This window comes from Bradyrhizobium sp. AUGA SZCCT0158 (genome assembly GCF_018130065.1).
Lineage (GTDB): Bacteria > Pseudomonadota > Alphaproteobacteria > Rhizobiales > Xanthobacteraceae > Bradyrhizobium.
Genome location: NZ_JAFCME010000035.1, coordinates 26,271 through 45,139 on the forward strand (window position 1 = coordinate 26,271; position 18,869 = coordinate 45,139).

Annotated in this window: 20 protein-coding genes; 13 read left to right on the forward strand and 7 right to left on the reverse strand. The window is 63.8% G+C overall.

Annotated features, from left to right (window positions below; genetic code table 11):
• Positions 1-123: 123 nt before the first annotated feature.
• From groL to JQ574_RS31265, 3 genes are all read left to right on the forward strand, one after another.
• Entirely contained in the window at positions 124-1,770 is a 1,647-nt protein-coding gene (groL, locus tag JQ574_RS31255; RefSeq protein ID WP_212209637.1) for a chaperonin GroEL, read from the forward strand.
• A gap of 117 nt (positions 1,771-1,887) precedes the next feature.
• Positions 1,888-3,090, forward strand: a complete 1,203-nt coding sequence (locus JQ574_RS31260) for a hypothetical protein (protein ID WP_212209636.1) — start codon at positions 1,888-1,890, stop codon at positions 3,088-3,090.
• Between the two features lie 152 nt (positions 3,091-3,242).
• Positions 3,243-4,781, forward strand: coding sequence for an NAD(P)/FAD-dependent oxidoreductase (locus JQ574_RS31265; RefSeq protein ID WP_212384152.1), 1,539 nt, complete (start codon positions 3,243-3,245; stop codon positions 4,779-4,781).
• 432 nt (positions 4,782-5,213) lie between these two features.
• On the opposite strand, the gene JQ574_RS31270 is transcribed toward JQ574_RS31265, so the two are convergent.
• Both JQ574_RS31270 and JQ574_RS31275 read right to left on the reverse strand, forming a co-directional pair.
• A complete protein-coding gene (locus JQ574_RS31270; RefSeq protein WP_212209634.1) occupies positions 5,214-5,390 on the reverse strand; it encodes a hypothetical protein in 177 nt (58 codons plus the stop codon).
• Positions 5,383-5,688, reverse strand: coding sequence for a hypothetical protein (locus JQ574_RS31275; RefSeq protein WP_249119717.1), 306 nt, complete (start codon positions 5,686-5,688; stop codon positions 5,383-5,385). Before JQ574_RS31275 ends, JQ574_RS31270 begins: the two co-directional genes overlap by 8 nt.
• 213 nt (positions 5,689-5,901) lie before the next feature.
• Here JQ574_RS31275 and JQ574_RS31280 point away from each other — a divergent pair, with 213 nt between their 5' ends.
• The 8 genes from JQ574_RS31280 to JQ574_RS31315 all read left to right on the forward strand — a co-directional run bounded on the left by JQ574_RS31280 (position 5,902) and on the right by JQ574_RS31315 (position 12,514).
• Positions 5,902-6,351, forward strand: a complete 450-nt coding sequence (locus JQ574_RS31280) for an Hsp20 family protein (protein WP_212209633.1) — start codon at positions 5,902-5,904, stop codon at positions 6,349-6,351.
• 83 nt (positions 6,352-6,434) lie between these two features.
• Positions 6,435-6,761, forward strand: coding sequence for a hypothetical protein (locus JQ574_RS31285; protein WP_212209632.1), 327 nt, complete (start codon positions 6,435-6,437; stop codon positions 6,759-6,761).
• Between the two features lie 210 nt (positions 6,762-6,971).
• Positions 6,972-7,172: a hypothetical protein gene (locus tag JQ574_RS31290; protein WP_212209631.1), complete on the forward strand. Its 201-nt coding sequence runs from the start codon at positions 6,972-6,974 to the stop codon at positions 7,170-7,172.
• Between the two features lie 71 nt (positions 7,173-7,243).
• Positions 7,244-7,405 carry a hypothetical protein gene (locus JQ574_RS31295; protein WP_212209630.1) on the forward strand — a complete coding sequence of 54 codons (162 nt, stop codon included), beginning with the start codon at positions 7,244-7,246 and terminating at the stop codon, positions 7,403-7,405.
• Between the two features lie 217 nt (positions 7,406-7,622).
• Entirely contained in the window at positions 7,623-9,317 is a 1,695-nt protein-coding gene (locus JQ574_RS31300) for a GMC family oxidoreductase N-terminal domain-containing protein (protein WP_212209629.1), read from the forward strand.
• Between the two features lie 93 nt (positions 9,318-9,410).
• On the forward strand, positions 9,411-10,886 hold the full coding sequence (locus JQ574_RS31305) for an amidase (protein WP_212209628.1): 1,476 nt from the start codon (positions 9,411-9,413) through the stop codon (positions 10,884-10,886).
• A 42-nt stretch (positions 10,887-10,928) separates the two neighbouring features.
• Positions 10,929-11,843, forward strand: a complete 915-nt coding sequence (locus tag JQ574_RS31310; protein WP_212209627.1) for a PaaI family thioesterase — start codon at positions 10,929-10,931, stop codon at positions 11,841-11,843.
• Between the two features lie 188 nt (positions 11,844-12,031).
• On the forward strand, positions 12,032-12,514 hold the full coding sequence (locus JQ574_RS31315; protein WP_283813793.1) for a dCMP deaminase family protein: 483 nt from the start codon (positions 12,032-12,034) through the stop codon (positions 12,512-12,514).
• Between the two features lie 51 nt (positions 12,515-12,565).
• Here the strand turns inward: JQ574_RS31315 and JQ574_RS31320 are convergent, their stop codons facing one another.
• Positions 12,566-13,342, reverse strand: a complete 777-nt coding sequence (locus tag JQ574_RS31320) for a potassium channel family protein (protein WP_212209626.1) — start codon at positions 13,340-13,342, stop codon at positions 12,566-12,568.
• A 58-nt stretch (positions 13,343-13,400) separates the two neighbouring features.
• Entirely contained in the window at positions 13,401-14,684 is a 1,284-nt protein-coding gene (locus JQ574_RS31325) for an MFS transporter (RefSeq protein ID WP_212209625.1), read from the reverse strand.
• A 376-nt stretch (positions 14,685-15,060) separates the two neighbouring features.
• Here JQ574_RS31325 and JQ574_RS31330 point away from each other — a divergent pair, with 376 nt between their 5' ends.
• Positions 15,061-16,068, forward strand: a complete 1,008-nt coding sequence (locus JQ574_RS31330) for a tripartite tricarboxylate transporter substrate binding protein (protein ID WP_212209624.1) — start codon at positions 15,061-15,063, stop codon at positions 16,066-16,068.
• Between the two features lie 209 nt (positions 16,069-16,277).
• Here the strand turns inward: JQ574_RS31330 and JQ574_RS35770 are convergent, their stop codons facing one another.
• The gene (locus JQ574_RS35770; protein WP_312018279.1) at positions 16,278-16,640 is read right to left on the reverse strand and encodes a hypothetical protein; all 363 of its coding nucleotides are present in this window, start codon (positions 16,638-16,640) and stop codon (positions 16,278-16,280) included.
• Positions 16,637-17,272 (reverse strand): MBL fold metallo-hydrolase, encoded by a 636-nt coding sequence (locus tag JQ574_RS35775; protein WP_312018280.1) that lies wholly within the window; start codon positions 17,270-17,272, stop codon positions 16,637-16,639. The genes JQ574_RS35770 and JQ574_RS35775 overlap by 4 nt, the downstream gene beginning before the upstream one ends.
• 262 nt (positions 17,273-17,534) lie before the next feature.
• Between JQ574_RS35775 and JQ574_RS31340 the strand changes: the two genes are divergently transcribed.
• Positions 17,535-17,681, forward strand: a complete 147-nt coding sequence (locus JQ574_RS31340) for a hypothetical protein (RefSeq protein WP_212209622.1) — start codon at positions 17,535-17,537, stop codon at positions 17,679-17,681.
• Positions 17,682-17,772: 91 nt separating this feature from the next.
• On the opposite strand, the gene JQ574_RS31345 is transcribed toward JQ574_RS31340, so the two are convergent.
• The gene (locus tag JQ574_RS31345; protein ID WP_212209621.1) at positions 17,773-18,849 is read right to left on the reverse strand and encodes a tartrate dehydrogenase; all 1,077 of its coding nucleotides are present in this window, start codon (positions 18,847-18,849) and stop codon (positions 17,773-17,775) included.
• Between the last annotated feature and the right edge of the window lie 20 nt (positions 18,850-18,869).

The window sequence follows — 18,869 nt, forward strand, 5'->3', positions numbered from 1 at the left end:
CCTCATCCGTCTCGAATGAGCTGATGCTCATTTGATCCACCCTCTCCCACAATGAGAGGGGAAGAGGTCCCGGCGACGACAAGCGGCAAGCGACCGTATTCATCCAATCAGGAGTAAATCCACATGGCTGCCAAAGACGTTAAATTCGCCGGAGACGCCCGCGATCGCATGCTGCGCGGCGTCGACATCCTCGCTAACGCCGTGAAGGTGACGCTCGGCCCGAAGGGCCGCAATGTCGTGATCGACAAGAGCTTCGGCGCCCCGCGCATCACCAAGGACGGCGTTACCGTCGCCAAGGAGATCGAACTCGAGGACAAGTTCGAGAACATGGGCGCGCAGATGCTGCGCGAAGTCGCCTCCAAGACCAACGACACCGCCGGTGACGGCACCACCACCGCGACCGTGCTCGCCCAGGCGATCGTGCGCGAAGGCGCCAAGTCGGTTGCCGCCGGCATGAACCCGATGGATCTGAAGCGCGGCATCGACATCGCGGTGCTGGCCGTGGTCAAGGACATCGAAAAGCGCGCCAAGCCGGTCGCCTCCTCCGCCGAAGTCGCCCAGGTCGGCACCATCTCGGCCAATGGCGATGCCGCCATCGGCAAGATGATCGCGCAAGCGATGCAGAAGGTCGGCAATGAAGGCGTCATCACCGTCGAGGAAAACAAGTCGCTCGAGACCGAAGTCGACATCGTCGAGGGCATGAAGTTCGACCGCGGCTATCTGTCGCCCTACTTCATCACCAACGCCGAAAAGATGACCGCCGAGCTCGAGGACGTCTACGTGCTGCTGCACGAGAAGAAGCTCTCCGGCCTGCAGGCGATGCTGCCGGTGCTGGAAGCCGTGGTGCAGTCCGGCCGCCCGCTCCTGATCATCGCCGAGGACGTCGAGGGCGAGGCGCTGGCGACGCTGGTGGTGAACCGTCTCCGTGGTGGACTGAAGGTCGCCGCCGTCAAGGCGCCGGGCTTCGGCGATCGCCGCAAGGCGATGCTGGAAGACATCGCGATCCTGACCGGCGGTCAGCTGATCTCCGATGAGCTCGGCATGAAGTTGGAAAGCGTCACCGTCAACATGCTCGGCCGCGCCAAGAAGGTTGTGATCGACAAGGAGAACACCACCATCGTCAACGGCGCCGGCAAGAAGCCGGCGATCGAAGCCCGCGTCAGCCAGATCAAGGCGCAGATCGAGGAAACCACCTCGGACTACGACCGCGAGAAGCTGCAGGAACGCCTTGCCAAGCTTGCCGGCGGCGTCGCGGTGATCCGCGTCGGCGGTGCGACCGAGATCGAGGTCAAGGAGAAGAAGGACCGCGTCGAGGACGCGCTCAACGCAACCCGTGCGGCCGTGCAGGAAGGCATCGTGCCGGGCGGCGGCGTGGCGCTGCTGCGCGCCAAGAAGGCGGTCGGCCGCATCCAGAACGACAATTCCGACGTTCAGGCGGGCATCAACATCGTGCTGAAGGCGCTGGAAGCTCCGGTTCGCCAGATCTCGGAGAACGCCGGTGTCGAGGGCTCGATCGTGGTCGGCAAGATCCTCGAGAACAAGTCCGAAACCTTCGGCTTCGACGCCCAGACCGAGCAGTATGTCGACATGGTCGACAAGGGCATCATCGACCCCGCCAAGGTGGTGCGCACCGCCCTGCAGGACGCTTCCTCCGTCGCCGGCCTGCTGGTGACCACCGAAGCCATGGTCGCCGAGCTGCCGAAGGAAGCGGCCCCGCCGATGCCCGGCGGTGGCGGCGGCATGGGTGGAATGGGCGGCATGGGCTTCTAAGCCCCGCCGACCAATGCAATCATCGAAGGCCGCCTCCGGGCGGCCTTCTTTTTTGGCGACATGATCTGGAGGTTTGCTACTTACGACGACGCTGATTCTCTCCCTTGAGGAATTCCCATGCGCGCACTCCTGCTCTGCCTGTTCGGTCTGGTGACGGCCTCGAACCTGGCTTTTGCCCAGATGAAGCTTCCCTCCAAGGCAGCACCGGCACCCGGCGGCAGCGAAGTCCGGTACTTCACCTCGATCGACGGATTGATGGGCGGCAATGCCGACGTCGTCCTCAAGGAGATCCGCCAGGGCAAAACCGTCACCGCGGCCGTGCTCGACGTCTGCTACCCCGTCGAAAAGGGCTCCGAGCGCAAGGACCGCTTCGTCGCCAACCTCACCGTCAGCGGGGCGAACCTGACCGGCTCGACGCAAAGCATCGGTGACAAGCTGCCGGTCACCGTGAACCTCGCGCGCAAGGCCAGCGCCGACGGCTTCGAATTCCGCGGCCGGATCACCATCGGACAGGCGGTGACGGAAGTGGCTTCGACGGACAATTCCGATCTCAGCGAGAAGGAGTTTCTGGACAACCAGACCACCGATGACGGCATCACGCCGGCGCCGAAGGACTTCACCGAGGTGTCGCCGGAATCCATCGGCGTGCGGATAAAGCTGGATGCGGCGCTGGATTTCCTCAAGAGCCTGAAGGGCCAGGAGGTGGAACTCGGCCTGAGCAGCCTCTCGATTTCCTGCGACGCGCTGCGCGCCGGCGAACAGACCATCAATCTCACCGCCGATCCGGAGCGGTCGGCGGCGCTGATCGCCAAGGCGAAGTCGACACCAGGTGTGGTCACCGCGGGATGGACCACCGGCATCGTCGAGATGGACCGCACCATCCGTTTTGCCGCCGCCGACTGGCGCGATGGCGACAAGATCAACAAGGACAAGATCGCCGCCGCAGTATCCGCGGTGCTGTCGAAGACGCTCGCGGCCAAGGCGGCCGGTGCGGCGTGGAACGCCAACACCGGCAAGCTGACGCTGACCTTCAAGCGGCCGAGCGAGATCTACCCGGCGCTTGGCCTCACCGACAGCATCGAGGTCACCGCGCTCGTCTCGCCCGACAAGCCCGGCGCGTCGGACCGGCTGATGCTGTGGATCTCGAGCCCGGTGACATCGACCATCGACGAAGGCGCAGGTCCCAAGCTGAACCTGTCCGAAGGCGCCGGCGGCGAGGAGGAAGGCGGCGAGCCGGAAGACGATAATGGTTCGGTCGAGGCGCTCGCCAGGGAGTTCAAGGGCCAGCGCTGGGACATCGACAAATCGGCCTGGAAATAGCGGTTTTCAGCCGTTCCCTTTCTCGATCCTTTCTAAATCGCTGAAGGCGGCTTTCCGCGCACCGCTCCATGCGGTCAGCGCATTTGACATGCCGCACCCGAGCGGCAATGAAACACCCTGATCTTGCAATGGCTTCCAGGGTGCCACGCTGAATGACACGTTATGATGTCGTGATTGTCGGCGCCGGCCTTGGCGGCCTCACGGCTGGAGCGATCCTGGCGCGCGCCGGCCGCAAGGTGCTGGTGGTCGAGCGCAGCAATTCGGTCGGCGGTGCGGCGTCGAGCTACAAATCCGGCGAGCTGTTTGTCGAGGGATCACTGCACGAGACCAGCGACCCGAACGACCCGCGCGACCCCAAACATGACGTGCTGACGCGTGCCGGCGTGATCGACGCCGTCAAATGGATTCCGTCCGGCGCGTTTTACCAGGCGCGCGGCGGCCCGCTCGATCAGCCGTTCCTGATGCCCGACGATTTCGACGCCGCGCGCCGTGCGTTGACCGAACGCTTCCCGGAGGCGCGCCGCGGCATCGATCAACTGCTCGGCGAGATGCAGCATATCAACGGCGTCGCGAACCGGTTCTCGCAAGGCGACGACGCAACGGAAACCTCGCGCGACCGTCTGGGCGCCCTGATCAAGCTTTTGCCTGACGCCGCGGATTGGCCGCTGTCGCTGTCGCAAAAGCTCGACCGCGTCTTCGGCGACCATGAAGCCGTCAAATGCGTGCTTGCCGCCAACCTGTCCTATTTCCACGACGACCCCTCCACGCTGTGGTGGATCTATTTCGCGATGGCGCAGGGCAGCTATCTGCAAAGCGGCGGCCGCTACGTGCAGGGCGGCTCGCAGCGGCTTTCCAGCGCGCTGGCGCGGGCCATCAAGGTGGCCGGCGGCGAAGTGCTGCTGCGCCGTGTCGTCAGCGCCATAGCGCTCGGCGACGACGCCAAGTCCATCACGCACACCGCCAAGGACGGCAGCGATCCCCGGACCGTGCAATGCGCGCGGATCATCGGCAACGCCGCGCCCGCAGCACTCGAACCCCTGATGCAGGCGGACGCCGCCGAACAATTGAGGCAAACTTACGCCCGGCAGGCGCCCTCGACCTCGCTGTTCGCGCTGACGCTCGGGCTGTCAAAACCGCCGTGCGAATTCGGTATCGCCGCCTACTCCACGCAATTGCTGCCGCCCTGGATGAAGCGATTGACCGACTATGCGCAAGGCGCAGCGCTGATGGCGGAAGAGCCCGGCGAGCGCATGCCGCCGATGTCGGTGGTGGACTATGCCGCGATCGATTCCGGCGTGCCGGCGCCGCCCTATGTGCTTTCGATCCTCGGCCCTGATTTGTTGTCGAACTGGGACGCCTCCGACATGGACGCCTATCGCGAGAAGCGTGGGCGCTGGCAGGAGGCGATCGTGCGCTATCTGTCCTCGATCTATCCGGGGCTTGGCGAAGCCGTCGTCGCATCCTCGTTCAACAGCGCGCTGTCGGTGCGGCAATATCTCAACGCGCCTGACGGCGCGGTTTACGGATTTGCTCCGACCCCGCCACAGGCGATCTGGAGCAACCCGCTCCGCTCGCCGCGCACGACAGTATCAGGCCTTTATCTGGCCTCCGCCTATGCCGGCTTCGGCGGCTACACCAGCGTCGTGCAATCGGCCGGTCTCTGCGCGGATATGATCTTGCGGGAAGGGTGACACGCGCCGCGTCGTCATTGCGATTCTGCTCTCTCCACGCGTCGTCCCGGCCTTGAGCGGGACCCATACTCCGCGGCGGTTGTTGTTTCAGAAGGTCGCTAACGCCTGCGCTCTCACCGATGGGCCGCGGCGTATGGGTCCCCCGATGCGCAATTGCGCATCTGAGATCGGCGCTCGCGCTGCTCGCTTGTCCGGGACGACGAAAATTATTTTCGCGACGCGCTACGCCCGAGTGGTTGCTGCCGCTTCTCCCCAAAACAAGGGAGCAGGGAATGCCGGATGCGCGCTGCACCCACGTCCGCACCTGGTTCGGAGAGCGGATTTACGTCGTTGCTGATCCGTCCTACGCGCTGGGCCGCAGCTCTCCCACGGTCTGGCTCTTTCCGTCGACGATCGGGCAGCGCACCCGCTGCAGCTCCGCTTCACCTCCACCTAGGCAGCGCGCCGCTGCTCAGCGGGGGCATATCGACTCAACGCCGAAAGTTCCCGGTCTATGCGTGCCTGCAAGGCTCGGCGTTCTTCGTCAGAAGAGGATGAATCGCGCAGCCTGCGATAATGTTCGATGACCTTTTCATGCCCGCGAACGAGGAAAGCATCGAGCTCAGACATGCTCGGCCCTCCCGGCTGCGTTCGGCGGGACAGGCAGAGTGAATGGAAAGGTATTTTCCGAAAGGGAGTTCAGGGCGGACTGTTCTTCGTCCATCCGGCGCATAATGTAGGCACGTTCCAAGTCCGATAGCTGCGTCGCGAGCAGCCTGCGGTAGCGATGGATATTGTCGCGGTGGGCACGCAAGCGGGCAAGTTTTTCATCCAACATCATCGTCTCCTGACGGTCGTCGTGTTTTCCTTTGAGACTGGAAGGGGAAAGGCCCCGCGGAAAAATTAGGCGGCCGGCCTTTACTGTCAAGCCGGCTGATGCCTGAAAAAATCGGTAACCAATCAGCCGCCTCACCCTAAAAAAAATTTCGCGCTCCCCTTGAACTTTTTTTCACTCTGACAATTCTTATGGTCGCCGCAGACAAAGCGGCCGGGGTGCCCATCGGGGCCCCGGACATGAGGCGGGCGCCGGAAGGTGTCCGGTGCCAGCTCGTACCCAACTTGCTCTTTGGAGGATTTGGCTATGAGGTATGATTGGACTCCCCTGTGGAGGTCGACGATTGGCTTCGACCGCCTGTTTGACGTTCTCGACGAGGTCCAGCGGGCCAGCGAAGAGAGCTATCCCCCCTACAACATCGAACGTCTCGACGAAAACCGCTTCCAGATCTCGGTGGCGCTCGCCGGCTTCACGCCGGACGAGGTGGCGCTGACCATGGAACAGAATGTCCTGACCCTGGAAGGCCGCAAGGCAGACAAGGACGAAAAGACCTTTTTGCATCGCGGAATCTCCACGCGGTCATTCAAGCGTCAGTTCACCCTGGCCGACCACGTCGACATCAAGGGTGCACGCTTCGAGAACGGCCTTCTGGTCATCGAGCTTCAGCGGGAAATCCCCGAAACCATGAAGCCGCGCCGCATCGCAATCAGCGACGGCACCGGCAAGGTGAACCAGATCGAGGCCAAGGCGGCCTGACCGACTGAACCATCAGGATCGATCGCCGCGCGGGGCTTCCCGCGCGGCAGCTCATCAACACGTCTATTGATTTGGAGGCAGCCATGCGGCCGACACCCGCACAGCACGATAACGTGTTCGACTTCGACTTTCTGCTCCGTCCCGGCACGGCATTCGAACATCCCCGGGATGTGGTTTGTCACCCGGGTCTAACGCTTGCCGAGAAGCGCGCCATCCTCGCATCCTGGGCTTCCGATGCCTCTGCGATGGCATCATGTCCCACATTGCGCGCGCCTGAAGGGCTGAGAGCGCCCGTCCACATCGACGACATCCTGGCAGCGCTCTGCGCGCTCGACGGAAACGGACCGCGCCATCCGCCCGGCGGAAAGCCAATGCGCCTGCGCTCAACCGTGCGCCAAGCTGCAGCCTGATTCAGCGGGAGGAACAATGGAAAAGTGCAGCGAATTGCCGCGCGAATTCGAACGGGTCGAGAGAGCGCTGGCACAAAATCTGGAAAACGAGGTGCGGGCCTGGAGACACGGTCGGTCGCTTCGACACAGCGTGACCGCAACCGGCGTTCCGGTCTTGCGACGGTCCACGCGAAAGCCTCGTCCCCTACGGGCCGACGTGTGGAGATGAGCATGCCGTATCACGTCTATACGAGGAGCGGCCCCAGTGCCTTCGGGGTGATCGTTGAAACGGCGCGCGATGCTGTCACAAAGGCCGCGCAATTTGCTGAAGAAGGACATCCAGAGGTCCTGATCAAGGACCTTCTTGGGCACATTCTCTCTCATGCCGAAGTCGCCGCCCTGGCTGAAGGCGAAGATGGCCAGGGCACGTAGAGTCCGTCCCGGAACGGCCCCAAGCGGCCCGCCAGCACGCCGCAGCCGATTCTCGCCGTCTCGCCGAGGTGATGCCGAAGATCCTGCAGCGGCCCGACATCACGGAGAAGCTGGCGGTTCAGGGCATCGTGTCGCGCAACATGACCGATGCCGAGCTGCGCGCCTTCGTCCGCTCGGAATCGGACAAGTTCGCCAGGATCATTCAAGACGCCAACATCACGTTCGCCAATTGAGGCCGGCGTAGCACAAGTCATGTCGACACCGGCCATCGACATGATCTTGCGCGGGGTTGACTTCAGCTTCGATCTTGAGCATCGCGCTTTTGAGCGTCGTGTGCGGGCGACGCCTCATGCTGCAATAGCGAAGCGGTGACGACGGCAGGCGTGACCCGGACGCGGAGCTGCGCTACCTTCCCCGGCAACAAGACCAACAACACGGGGAAATACCAAAGTGTATGACACGATTATCGTAGGCGGCGGTTCGGCTGGTTCGGTCATGGCGCATCGGCTGTCAGCCAAAAGCGGCCACAAGGTCCTGCTGTGCGAGGCCGGCCAGGACACCCCGCCCGGCAACGAGCCGGCCGAAATTCGAGACAGCTATCCCGGCACCGCCTATTTCGATCCGCGTTTCCACTGGACCGAACTCAAGGTCACGACGCAGATCGTCAGCCATAACAATCCCAACGAGGGGCGGCCGCCGTTACGCAAATACGAACAGGCGCGGGTTCTGGGCGGTGGCTCCTCGATCAACGGCCAGATGGCCAACCGCGGCGCGCCGACCGACTACGATGAATGGGAAGCGCGGGGCGCCACCGGCTGGAACTGGAAGGACGTGCTGCCCTATTTCAAAAAGGTCGAGCGCGACCTCGATTTCGATGGACCGTACCATGGCAAGGACGGCCGTATCCCGGTGCGACGCATCCCCAGGGAGCACTGGACGAAGCATTCGCAGGCTTTCGCCGACGCCTTCCAGCAGGCCGGCCATCAATTCCTGCCCGACCAGAACGGCGAGTTCGTCGACGGCTATTTCCCCGTGACGCATTCCAACCAGGCCGAGCAACGCGTCTCGGCCGCGATGGGCTATCTCGATCGCGAAACGCGCAAGCGCGCCAATCTCACGATCTCCACCAACACGCAGGTCAGGGAATTGCTGTTCGAAGGCACGCAGTGCGTCGGCGTCAAGGCCGTCGTCGACGGCAAGGAGCAGGAATTCCGCGGCCGCGAGATCATTCTGTGCAGCGGCGCCATCCATTCGCCGGCTCATCTGCTGCGCGCCGGCATCGGCCCGGTCGGTCACCTCAAGGACATGGGCATTCCCGTGCTGGTGGGGCTTGAAGGTGTCGGCCAGCGCCTGATGGATCATCCCTCGATTTCGCTATCCTCCTTTGTCCGCCGCGGCGCGCGCATGAACGGGCATACCAGGCGTCACATGCAGGTCGGCTTGCGTTATTCGTCCGGACTGCCCGGCGTGCCGAAGGGCGATATGTTCGTCGTGGTGCTGAGCAAATCGGCCTGGCATGCGGTCGGCGAGCAAATCGGCTCGGCGCTGACCTTCGTCAACAAGACCTATTCCGAGACCGGGCAGATCAAACTCGCCTCGCGCGACCCGGCGGCCGAGCCGATCGTCGAGTTCAACCTGTTGTCCGACCGGCGCGACCTCGATCGGCTGATGAGCGGTTTCCGCAAGATGGCGGCGGTGCAAATGAGTGACGCCGTCAGGGCGGTCACCGACAAGCCGTTTCCGGCCTCCTATACCGACCGTGTGCGCAAGATCGGCGTGGTCAACAACAAGAACAGGATCCTCACCAAAATCGCCGCCACCCTGATGGACGGCCCGGCGGCGCTGCGCCATTACATGATCGACAATTTCGTGGTCGAAGGTTTTTCGTTCGACGACGTGATCAACGACGACGAGGCGCTGGAGAGCTTCGTGCGCAAGGGGACCATCGGCGTGTGGCACGCCTCCTGCTCGTGCCGGATGGGCCGGCCGGAGGACCCGATGTCGGTCGTCGACACCGAGGGCCGCGTCAAGGGCGTGCAGGGCCTGCGCGTGGTCGACGCCTCGATCTTCCCCGTCGTGCCCTGCGCCAACACCAATTTTCCGGTGCTGATGTCGGCGGAGAAGATTGCGGCCTCGATGCAGTGAATGCACCGGGGCAGCAATTCCCGTTGCAAGCCCATTGATTGACTTGGCACGCTGCGAACCTAAAGTTGGTTCGCACCGAAGGAATTGCACCGCATGACTTTGCCGATGAACTGGAACGAATGGGCGCAGCACGACGGCGTGGCGCTGGCGGAGCGTGTCAGGAAAGGCGAACTGACGGCACAGGAATTGGCAAGTCAGGCGGCCGCAGCCATCGCCAAGGTCGATCCGGCGCTGTCGGCCGTGGTCGAAGTGTTTGAGGACGCGATCGACGATCCCGCCAAGGCCGGCGCCAATCTTGCGGGGCCGTTTGCCGGCCTGCCGTTCCTGATGAAGGATCTGGGCCCGACCATGCAGGGGCGCCTGCAGGAAATGGGCTCGCTGCTGATGCGCGGCAACCGCGCCACATCAGATACGTTCCTGACATCGAAGATGCGCCAGGCCGGACTGAATTTGATCGGACGGACGACGACGCCGGAGTTCGGCGTTTGCAGTTCGGCGGACAATCCGGCCGTCTACGTCACGCGCAACCCGTGGAATACCGACTACACCACCTGCGGATCGTCGGCCGGCAGCGCCGCGATGGTCGCGGCGGGCGCGGTGCCGATCGCGCATGCCACCGACGGCGGCGGTTCGATCCGCATTCCGGCCGGCGTCAACGGCAACATTGGCCTGAAGGTATCACGCGGCGTGTTCTCGCTGGCGCCGCATCTTTCCGATTTGTCGGGGCTGGTGTCGATCCAGGGCTGCCAGTCGCGCACCGTGCGCGATACCGCCGCCTTCGTCGATGCCTGCCGCGGTCCCGCGCCCGGCGAATTGATGCCGTTCTGGACCGCGCCGGAGCCTTATCAGGAGATGATCAAGCGCGATCCGGGACGGCTCAAAATCGCGCTCTCGCACCAATGGGGCGACTACCAGGCGACACCGCAGATCGCGTCGGAGCTGAAAAGAGCCGGACAATTCCTCGAAGGCCTCGGCCATCACGTCGATTACGCGTTGCCCGCGGTCGACTATCGCGCCGCCTTTGACGCCCAGACCACCTGCTACATCAGCAATTTTGCGGTCGTGATCAGCAACATGCTCGCCGCCCGCGGGCTCGAAAAGCCGCCGGCGGATCTCATCGAACCGGTCAACATCCGGATCTGGGAAGCAGGCCGGCACACGACGTATGCCGAGCGGGCGCGCATGCAGGCCGTCTTCAACACGACGTCGCGCGGCTTCGGCGCATTCTTCGAGGAGTGGGACATCATCCTGACGCCGATCACCGCGCTGCCGACGCCGAAGGTCGGCACCAAAGAATATCTGACCATCTCGGACAATCCGTCGGTGCTGGACTGGTTCGGCAATCTGTGGCGCAATTTTGCGTTCACGCCGCTCGCCAATCTGTGCGGGATTCCCGCAATTTCGCTGCCGATGGCGCAGCATGAGCATGGCCTGCCGCTGGGTATTCAGGCTCAGGCCAGGCAGGCCAATGACGGGCTGCTGCTGCAGCTGGCGGCGCAGATCGAGCGCGCGCTGAGCGGCCAATGGAACTCGGGACGGAAGCCCGGCGTGCACGCGACGAACGGCTGAGCCGTCTTTGGCTCATCCATCAATATGGTCTAGAACGTCCGTATGTCCGAAGCATCAAAAGTCGACACGCCGCTGCCGTTTGACGAACTGGCCGACGCCATCAAGAGCCACCGCTCCGTCTATGGGCACATCAGTGGACTTCAGCTCGACCGCGCCGCCCCTGGCGAAGCCTGGTCAAGCCTGCCCTACCGCCCGGTCTTCGTCGGCGACACCGGGACCGGTGTGCTTCACGGCGGCGTCGTCACCGCGATGCTCGACGAGAGCTGCGGCATGGCGGTCCAGCTCGCGCTCGACGGCACGCGCGCGATCGCAACCCTCGACCTGCGCATCGACTATTTGAAGCCGGCAACGCCCGGCCTCGACATAAGGGCGCACGCGATCTGCTACCGCGTCACCCGCTCGATCGCCTTCGTGCGCGCGACCGCCTATCAGGAGACCGAGGACGATCCGGTCGCCACCGCAACGGCCTGCTTCATGGTCGGCGCCAACCGCACCAACATGCTCAAGGGCCGCTCGAGGGAGGAGCTCGCGCTGCCGACGCTTGAAGCGCCGGAAGATCCGGCAGGCCCGTTCGCCCAAAGCCCGTTCGCGCGCGCCCTCGGCATCCGCGTCAGTGAGGACGGCACGCTGGTGATGCCGTTCTCACCAACGATCATCGGCAACCCGATCCTGCCCGCGATCCATGGCGGCATGACCGGCGCCTTTCTCGAAACCACCGCGAACGTCGGCGTGACGCGCGAACTCGGGGTGTCGCTGCCGAAGCCGATCGGGCTGACGATCAACTATTTGCGGTCCGGCCGCGCACTGGACAGCTACGCCAACGTCTCGATCGTCAAGCAGGGCCGGCGCGTCGTCGCCTTCGAGGCGCAGGCCTGGCAGGACGACCGGACCAAACCGATCGCCTCGGCGTTCGGGCATTTCATGCTGAGGCAGGCGCCGGGCGCGGACGAGGAATAGGCGTATCCTAACCGTTAAGCTTACGATCCAAGCGGTCATCGACAAGCGGCTACCGCCGGGCTTAAATCTGTCAGGCTGACCGCGGCCACACGGGCATTAACGGGATGTTGATGCTCTCGCTGTTGTCTCGCCATGGCTGATGGTGGAACATCGGCGCATAGAGCGCACTGATTTTTGAGGGAACGGTATTGCTGGATCCAAAATGGGATGAGCGATTTATGCTCCTGGCGCATCATCTGGCGAGCTGGAGTATCGAGAAAGGGCGGCGCGTCGGCGCCGTGATCGTCGGGCCCGATCATGAAATCCGCTCGACCGGCTTCAACGGGCTGCCGCGCGGCGTTCGCGATGATCTCGAGGAGCGCCATTCCCGCATCACCGGCGCCAAATATATCTGGAGCTGCCACGCCGAACAGAATGCGATCTTCAATGCGGCCCGCATTGGCGTCGCGCTCAAGGGCTGCACCATCTACGTTCCCTGGTTTCCCTGCGTCGAGTGCACCAAGGCCATCATCCAATGCGGCATCACGGCGCTCGTCGCCTACGCGCCCGATCGGCCGAACTCGAACTGGGCCGAGGATTTTTCCATCTCCGGCCAGATGCTGAACGAAGCCAATATCGAGGTTCGGCTGATTCCCCGGCTCGCCGAACTACCCGACGCCACCGAAGAGTGAGGCGTAAGAGGCTACACCAAAGCGAAACCATCGCGGTTCCGCGCGGCTCGGCTACGTCGCCCCTTCGTCAGGAATATTCAGCACCACACCACACGCCTTGCAGTGCACGGCATCGCTGTCATGGCGCTGCAGGCCGCAGGACGGACAGGGAAAACGCACTTTACTCGGGGACAGCAGCGCGCGGGCAAGATTGAAGAACAGCGTCACGCCAAAGATCATGATCACGACCGTGATCATGCGGCCGGCCGTTCCGCGCAGGGTGATGTCGCCAAAGCCGGTCGTCGTCAGCGCCGTGACGGTGAAATACAGCGCGTCGGCGTAATTCGTGATCTGCTCGTTACGAAATTTCTGGGTCTCGTAGACGATGGCGGTCATCACGAAAATGAAGACCGCAAGGTTGGTGACGGCAAAGATCACTTCCTCGTTGCGCCGGAAAAATGTGCTGTCGCCGCGCAGCCGGGTCAGCATCTGAACCTCGCGGAGCAGCCGCAGGGTGCGCAGGATGCGCAAGAAGCCGCCCGCCTCTCCCGCCAGCGGGGCCAGGAACGAGGCGATCGCGATCAGGTCGGTCCAGGTCGAAAGGCGGGTAAACGCCCGCAAGCGGCGCCGGTTGATGAACAGCCGCGCGGCGAAATCGGCCAGGATCACCGCGCCGAACAGGACGTCGAGCGTTTCGACGAGCTCGGTTGGGGGCAGGAACGACGTCACGACGATGAACAGCACCGTGACGATGTCGAACGCCAGCAGCGCGTAGCGAAAACGGACGCCGGCTGACGTGGCGCCTTCGTAAAGCTGCCGGATATTGCTTTTCAAGGCGTCGAGCGTCATGGCGGCATGTTCACAGGTTTACCCGCATCATGGCAAGCCATGACGCCGCGCCGAGGCGTCACGCGGTGGCCGCCCGGGCGCGCATCTCCTCGCTGGGCTTGACGTCCCGCGAGCGGCTGTAGATCGCAACGGCCAGGATCAGCACCACGGTGAGCACGCCGAACAAGGCGCGGTAGGCGGTCTCGGAGCGGGCGCCATCGGCGAGGGGCTCGAACCCGCCGACGATGATGCCCGACAAGGTCTGCATGCAGGCGACGCCCAGCATCACGGCGGTGTTGATGGTCGCAATGCCGCGGCCGATCAGCCGGTCCGGGAAAATGCCGCGGCCATGCGTCATCACCATGGTGCTGGAGGCGCTGAAGAAACCGATGGCGACGATGGCGCCGACGGGCACCCAGGCGGGCGGGCGGGACGCGAGCGCCAGCGTCGCAAGCATGGATATGGTCACCATGGTGCCGCCGATGGCGATCCATTTGCGCGTGTCGAGCACGCGGTCCAGGGGGCCGAAGGCGACGATCCCAAGCTGGTAGGTGATCACGGCTGATAGCAGCACGTTGCCGGCCTCGATCGGGCTCATGCCATACACCTCGCGCAGGAACGAGCCGCCCCACAGGCCCTGAACGGTGAAGGTGCAGGCATAGTTGCAGAAATTCATCGCCAGGATCGGCCTCAGGCGCGGGTTGCCCAGCACCTCGATCAGGCCTTGCAGCATCTGGCGTGGCGGCTCCGGGGTGCGGTCGAGAAACGGATGGCCGGGCGGCGCGTCGCGCACCACCAGCCACACGGCGATGGTGGCAAGTGCGATGAAGACGACGACGGCGCCGAACACCGCGCGCCAGCCGACGGCCTCCGAGGCCCATGCCAGCGGCGTGGTGGCGAAGAGATTGCCGAGCAGTCCGATCGACAGCACCATGGCGGTGAGCGTCGAAAAACGATCCGGCGGAAACCAGCGCGAGATCACCACCATGCTGCCGATCAGCATGACGCCGAAACCGGCGCCCATCAGGACGCGGCCGGTGAGCAGAACCGGCCACGTCGGCGCCAGCGTGAAGATCGCAGCGCCTGTCGTGGCGAGGATCAGCATGCAGGCCACGGTGCGCCGCGGTCCGAAATGGTCGAACAGAAGGCCACAGGGGATCTGCATCGCGGCGAAGCCGAAGAAGAACGCGCCGGTCAGCGCGCCCAACGCTTCCGGTCCGATGGCGAGGTCGCGCATCAGGTCGAGGCCGATGGTGACGTTGGCGGCGCGGAAAAAATGACTGGCGACATAGGCCGTGGCCAAGGTCGCGACGATGATCAGGCCCCGGCGGTGGGCAAAAGGGCGCCGCAACGCGGAGCTCATCGACTGGGGGGTATCCCTCTTGTTGTTTGATGCCTGGCAGGCGTTTCCAATCACCGAGCCTATGCGGCCTTGGCAGGCAGTTCAAGGTTCGGGCTATGATTGGCTGTTATCTCTGCTGCAGTGCATGATTCCAAGTCGTTGTCATTCCCCGATGCGCGATTGCGCATCTGAGGGCGATGCGCAGCATCGAACCCGGAATCCATCGGGCAACGGTGCACGCGGTTGAATGGATTCCGGGCTCGCGCTTCGCGCGCCCTCAGATGCGCAATCGCGCATCGGGGAATGACGGGGGAGAGTGTTTGCGCGCGCCGGGCTTGCGGTGAAATGAGGCCACCCATAAGAACGTGGATCGACATCGCTGGAGGGAGGCAATCTGGTGCTTAGGCTCTCACATCGTCGCAACATCATGAATGCCGTGATCACCTTTGCATCAGCCATCGCCTTCGCATGCCCGCTGGTGGCAAGCGCGGCCGTGCATGCCGCCGAGTTTCCAGCGCGCAGCATCACGCTGGTCGTCCCCTACCCGGCCGGCGGCGGCGTCGACGCCATGGCGCGTGTGGTGGCGCAAAAACTGTCGGACGCGTTCCGCCAGACCGTGACCGTCGACAACCGCGGCGGCGGCGGAGGAACCATCGGCACCCGCGCGGTGGCGCGCGCCGCGCCTGATGGCTACACGCTGCTGCTGGGCCACACCGGCACCCTCTCCATCAACCCCAGCCTCTACACCAAGCTCGGCATGGACCCGCGCAAGGATTTTGCGCCGATCGGTCTCGTCGCGTCGATGCCGGTGGCCCTGCTCGCGCACCCGTCGTTCTCAGCCAAGACGGTCGCTGAGACGATCGCGTTCGCCAGGAAGGAGCCGGGAAAACTCAATATCGGCACGTCGCCGGTCGGCACCGGCGGGTACATGTGCGCGGAACTGTTCAAGGCCGAATCCGGTATCGATGCCGCTATTATTCCCTACAAGGGTACGGCGCCTGTCATGAACGACCTGCTCGGCGGCCATGTGCCTGTCGCGTTCGGCGTGCTGCCGCCGGCGCTCGGCAATATCGCGGCCGGCCAGTTGCGCGCCATCGCCGTCACCAGCAAGCAGCGCTTCTCGCTACTGCCTGACGTGCCGACATTCGACGAATCAGGGATGCCCGGCTTCGAAGCCGTGCTGCATTACGGGCTGCTGGCGCCGTCAGGCACGCCGCCTGACATCGTCGAACTCCTCAGCGCCGAGCTGCGCAAACTTGTCAGCGATCCGGAGGTGCAGAAACGCATCCGTCTCGAAGGCGGCGATCCCCTGGCCTCGACGCCGGCCGAATACGCAGACGATATCGACAAGGAAGAGAAGAAGTGGAGCAAGCTCGTGCATCAGCTCGGGCTGAAGGTGGAATAGCGGCGGGACTCTTCTCCCTCTCCCCGCCCTTCGCGGGGTCGAGACGAGCGGAGCTCGCTCTTAGAGGGTCGGGGTGAGGGGCTCTCTCCGCCATTGCAGTCTATCGATAGACCTGTACCCCCTCACCCGAAATTCGCTATTGCGAATTTCGACCTCTCCCCGCAAGCGGACGCAAGCGGGGAGAGGTGACCAGACCGCCGTCCCGCACATCAAATATTCGGATTCCACATCACCGGGATCTCCCGGTAGCCGCTGCCGTGTTTCTCGACATGCGCCAGCGACGGGAACGGGTAATGGAAACCCTGCACCCGCATCCGGTCGGCCACCAGCATGTCGTAGACCTTGCGGCGGGTCGCTTCCGCCATGGCGCCATCCTGATCGTAAAAGGCGTGCCAGTCGGGATGGCGAACGAACAGGAACGGCACGTGGGTGACGTCGGACTGCACGTAGACGGAGTCCGAGCCCGAGGCGATCACGAACGAGCTGTGGCCGGGCGTGTGCCCGGGCGTGCCCTGCGCAGTGACGCTGGGAATCAGCTCCTTGCCCCATTCATAGGTTTTTACGCGCTTCAAACCTCCGGCGTGAAGACGCGCCGCACATTCTTGAAGTTGCCTTCCATCCGGCCCTTGGGCGCGCGGCTCATCTCGCCGTCATCCATCCAGAACTGGTGCTCTTTCGCCGGCACGGCGATCTCGGCGTTCGGATAGGTCAGTGAGTTGTCGTCCATCAGGAGGCCGTTCATGTGGTCGCCGTGATAGTGCGAGATGATCACGACGTCGACGGCGTTGCGGTCGATGCCCGCGGCGGCGAGGTTGGTCACGAACTGGCCGGCGGTGCCGTTGCTCTTCTTGTAATTGCTCTCGCCGGTGCCGGTATCGATGATCGCCAACTTCGATCCGGTATTGATGGCGATCGGGTTGTACGGCGTGGTCATCATGTCCTTTTCCATGAAGACCTCGGCGAGCGCGGCGTTCACCACATCCTTCTTGATGTTGGTGACGTGATCCTCCGCCATCTTGAACCGGTTGACGCCATCGGTGGCCACCGTCACCTCGATGCTGCCGATCTTGTAGCGGTACCAGCCGGCGGTCTGCTTGCCCGCCGGCGGCGTCGCGGCGTGGACGGGCTGATTGAACGGCAGGCTCGCGGCCGCTGCCGCGCCTGCGGCAGCCGACAACAGATCGCGGCGCGTGAAAGCCGTCATAGGCGTCTCCCCTCAAATTTTATCCCGGGATTTGGCTCCCGAATGGGCGTGAATACTCCCGATTTTTGGAACATTCCGCAAGGCGGACGCGAAGGCGGCATCTTCGGAGCCCTTGGTTGGGCGCGGCGCGCGTCGACCGCCTAATTGCCACCTCCCCAGCCTGTCACCTCGGGAACAGCGCGCCGGTTCAGTCTCTGGCATTCTCCTAATCACAGGAAACGGACGCGGTGGTCGCGGTCCAACTGCCAAAAGGAGAACTGCCATGAATACCCAGAACGCTCAGATCGATGTCCTCTCCGACGAACAGCTCAATGCCGTGTCGGGTGGCAAGGACCGGGTTCAGGTCACCAAGGAGCAGTACGAACAGATCCTCGAAGTCAAGTTCATGTTCGCCAGCCTCAAGAAGTAAGCGGATTAGGAGATCCTCCGCGTTCCAATACGAGTACGGCGGACCGGGCCTATTGGCCGGTCCGCCGCACTTGTTTCCGCCGCCGCGCGCGTCAGTCGTTGGCGCCGTGGATGGAGGCGACGACCGCGGCCGTGACCTCATTCGTCCTGGCCTTGCCGCCGAGGTCCGGCGTGTGAAAGCGGGGGTCGGCGGTGACACGTTCGACCGCCTGCATCAGCCGCGTCGCGGCCGCCGGCTCGCCGAGGTGCTCCAGCATCATCACCGATGACCAGAACGTCCCGACGGGATTGGCGATGCCCTTGCCGATGATGTCGAAGGCCGAGCCGTGTATCGGCTCGAACATCGAGGGATAGGTCCGCTCCGGATTGAGGTTCGCTGTTGGCGCGATGCCGAGCGAGCCGGCGAGCGCGGCCGCGAGATCCGACAGCACGTCGGCATGCAAATTGGTCGCCACCACGGTATCGATGGTCTCCGGCTTCATGACCATGCGCATGGTCATCGCATCGACCAGCATCTTGTCCCAGGTCACGTCCTTGAACTCGGCCGCGATCTCGACTGCGATCTCGTCCCACATCACCATGGCATGGCGCTGCGCGTTGGATTTGGTCACGACGGTGAGCAGCTTGCGCGGCCGCGACTGTGCGAGCTTGAAGGCAAAGCGCATGATGCGCTCGACCCCGGGACGGGTCAGGATCGAGACGTCGGTTGCGACTTCGAGCGGCAAGCCCTTGTGGACGCGGCCACCGACGCCGGCATATTCGCCTTCCGAGTTTTCGCGGACGATCACCCAGTCGAGCTCCTTGCCGTGCACGTTGCGCAGCGGGCTGGTGATGCCGGGCAGGATCCGCGTCGGGCGGACGTTGGCGTACTGATCGAACGGCTGGCAGATGGCGAGCCGCAGCCCCCACAGCGTGATGTGATCAGGCACATCAGGCGCGCCGGCCGAGCCGAACAGGATCGCGTCGTGATCCTTGATCTGGTCGCGGCCATCCTCCGGCATCATGATGCCGTGCTTCTTGTAGTATTCAGATCCCCAGTCAAAATGATCGACCTTGAACTTGAAATTGCCGTCGCGCTGGGCCAGCGCGTGCAGCACCTCGACACCTGCAGCAATGACTTCGGTGCCGATCCCGTCGCCCGGGATGGCGGCTATGGCGTACGTCTTCATCGATTGGTCTCCGGATGGCG

Excerpts from the sequence above, each read along its gene's own strand:
- JQ574_RS31320 (WP_212209626.1), bottom strand. The coding sequence starts at position 13,342 with ATGACGCTCGACGCCTTGAAAAGCAATATCCGGCAGCTTTACGAAGGC.
- JQ574_RS35775 (WP_312018280.1), bottom strand. The coding sequence starts at position 17,272 with ATGACGGCTTTCACGCGCCGCGATCTGTTGTCGGCTGCCGCAGGCGCG.
- JQ574_RS31325 (WP_212209625.1), bottom strand. The coding sequence starts at position 14,684 with ATGAGCTCCGCGTTGCGGCGCCCTTTTGCCCACCGCCGGGGCCTGATC.
- JQ574_RS31270 (WP_212209634.1), bottom strand. The coding sequence starts at position 5,390 with ATGTCTGAGCTCGATGCTTTCCTCGTTCGCGGGCATGAAAAGGTCATC.
- JQ574_RS31305 (WP_212209628.1), top strand. The coding sequence starts at position 9,411 with ATGACTTTGCCGATGAACTGGAACGAATGGGCGCAGCACGACGGCGTG.
- JQ574_RS31295 (WP_212209630.1), top strand. The coding sequence starts at position 7,244 with ATGCCGAAGATCCTGCAGCGGCCCGACATCACGGAGAAGCTGGCGGTT.
- JQ574_RS31280 (WP_212209633.1), top strand. The coding sequence starts at position 5,902 with ATGAGGTATGATTGGACTCCCCTGTGGAGGTCGACGATTGGCTTCGAC.
- groL (WP_212209637.1), top strand. The coding sequence starts at position 124 with ATGGCTGCCAAAGACGTTAAATTCGCCGGAGACGCCCGCGATCGCATG.
- JQ574_RS31260 (WP_212209636.1), top strand. The coding sequence starts at position 1,888 with ATGCGCGCACTCCTGCTCTGCCTGTTCGGTCTGGTGACGGCCTCGAAC.
- JQ574_RS31265 (WP_212384152.1), top strand. The coding sequence starts at position 3,243 with ATGACACGTTATGATGTCGTGATTGTCGGCGCCGGCCTTGGCGGCCTC.
- JQ574_RS31310 (WP_212209627.1), top strand. The coding sequence starts at position 10,929 with ATGTCCGAAGCATCAAAAGTCGACACGCCGCTGCCGTTTGACGAACTG.
- JQ574_RS31345 (WP_212209621.1), bottom strand. The coding sequence starts at position 18,849 with ATGAAGACGTACGCCATAGCCGCCATCCCGGGCGACGGGATCGGCACC.
- JQ574_RS31290 (WP_212209631.1), top strand. The coding sequence starts at position 6,972 with ATGCCGTATCACGTCTATACGAGGAGCGGCCCCAGTGCCTTCGGGGTG.
- JQ574_RS31340 (WP_212209622.1), top strand. The coding sequence starts at position 17,535 with ATGAATACCCAGAACGCTCAGATCGATGTCCTCTCCGACGAACAGCTC.
- JQ574_RS31285 (WP_212209632.1), top strand. The coding sequence starts at position 6,435 with ATGCGGCCGACACCCGCACAGCACGATAACGTGTTCGACTTCGACTTT.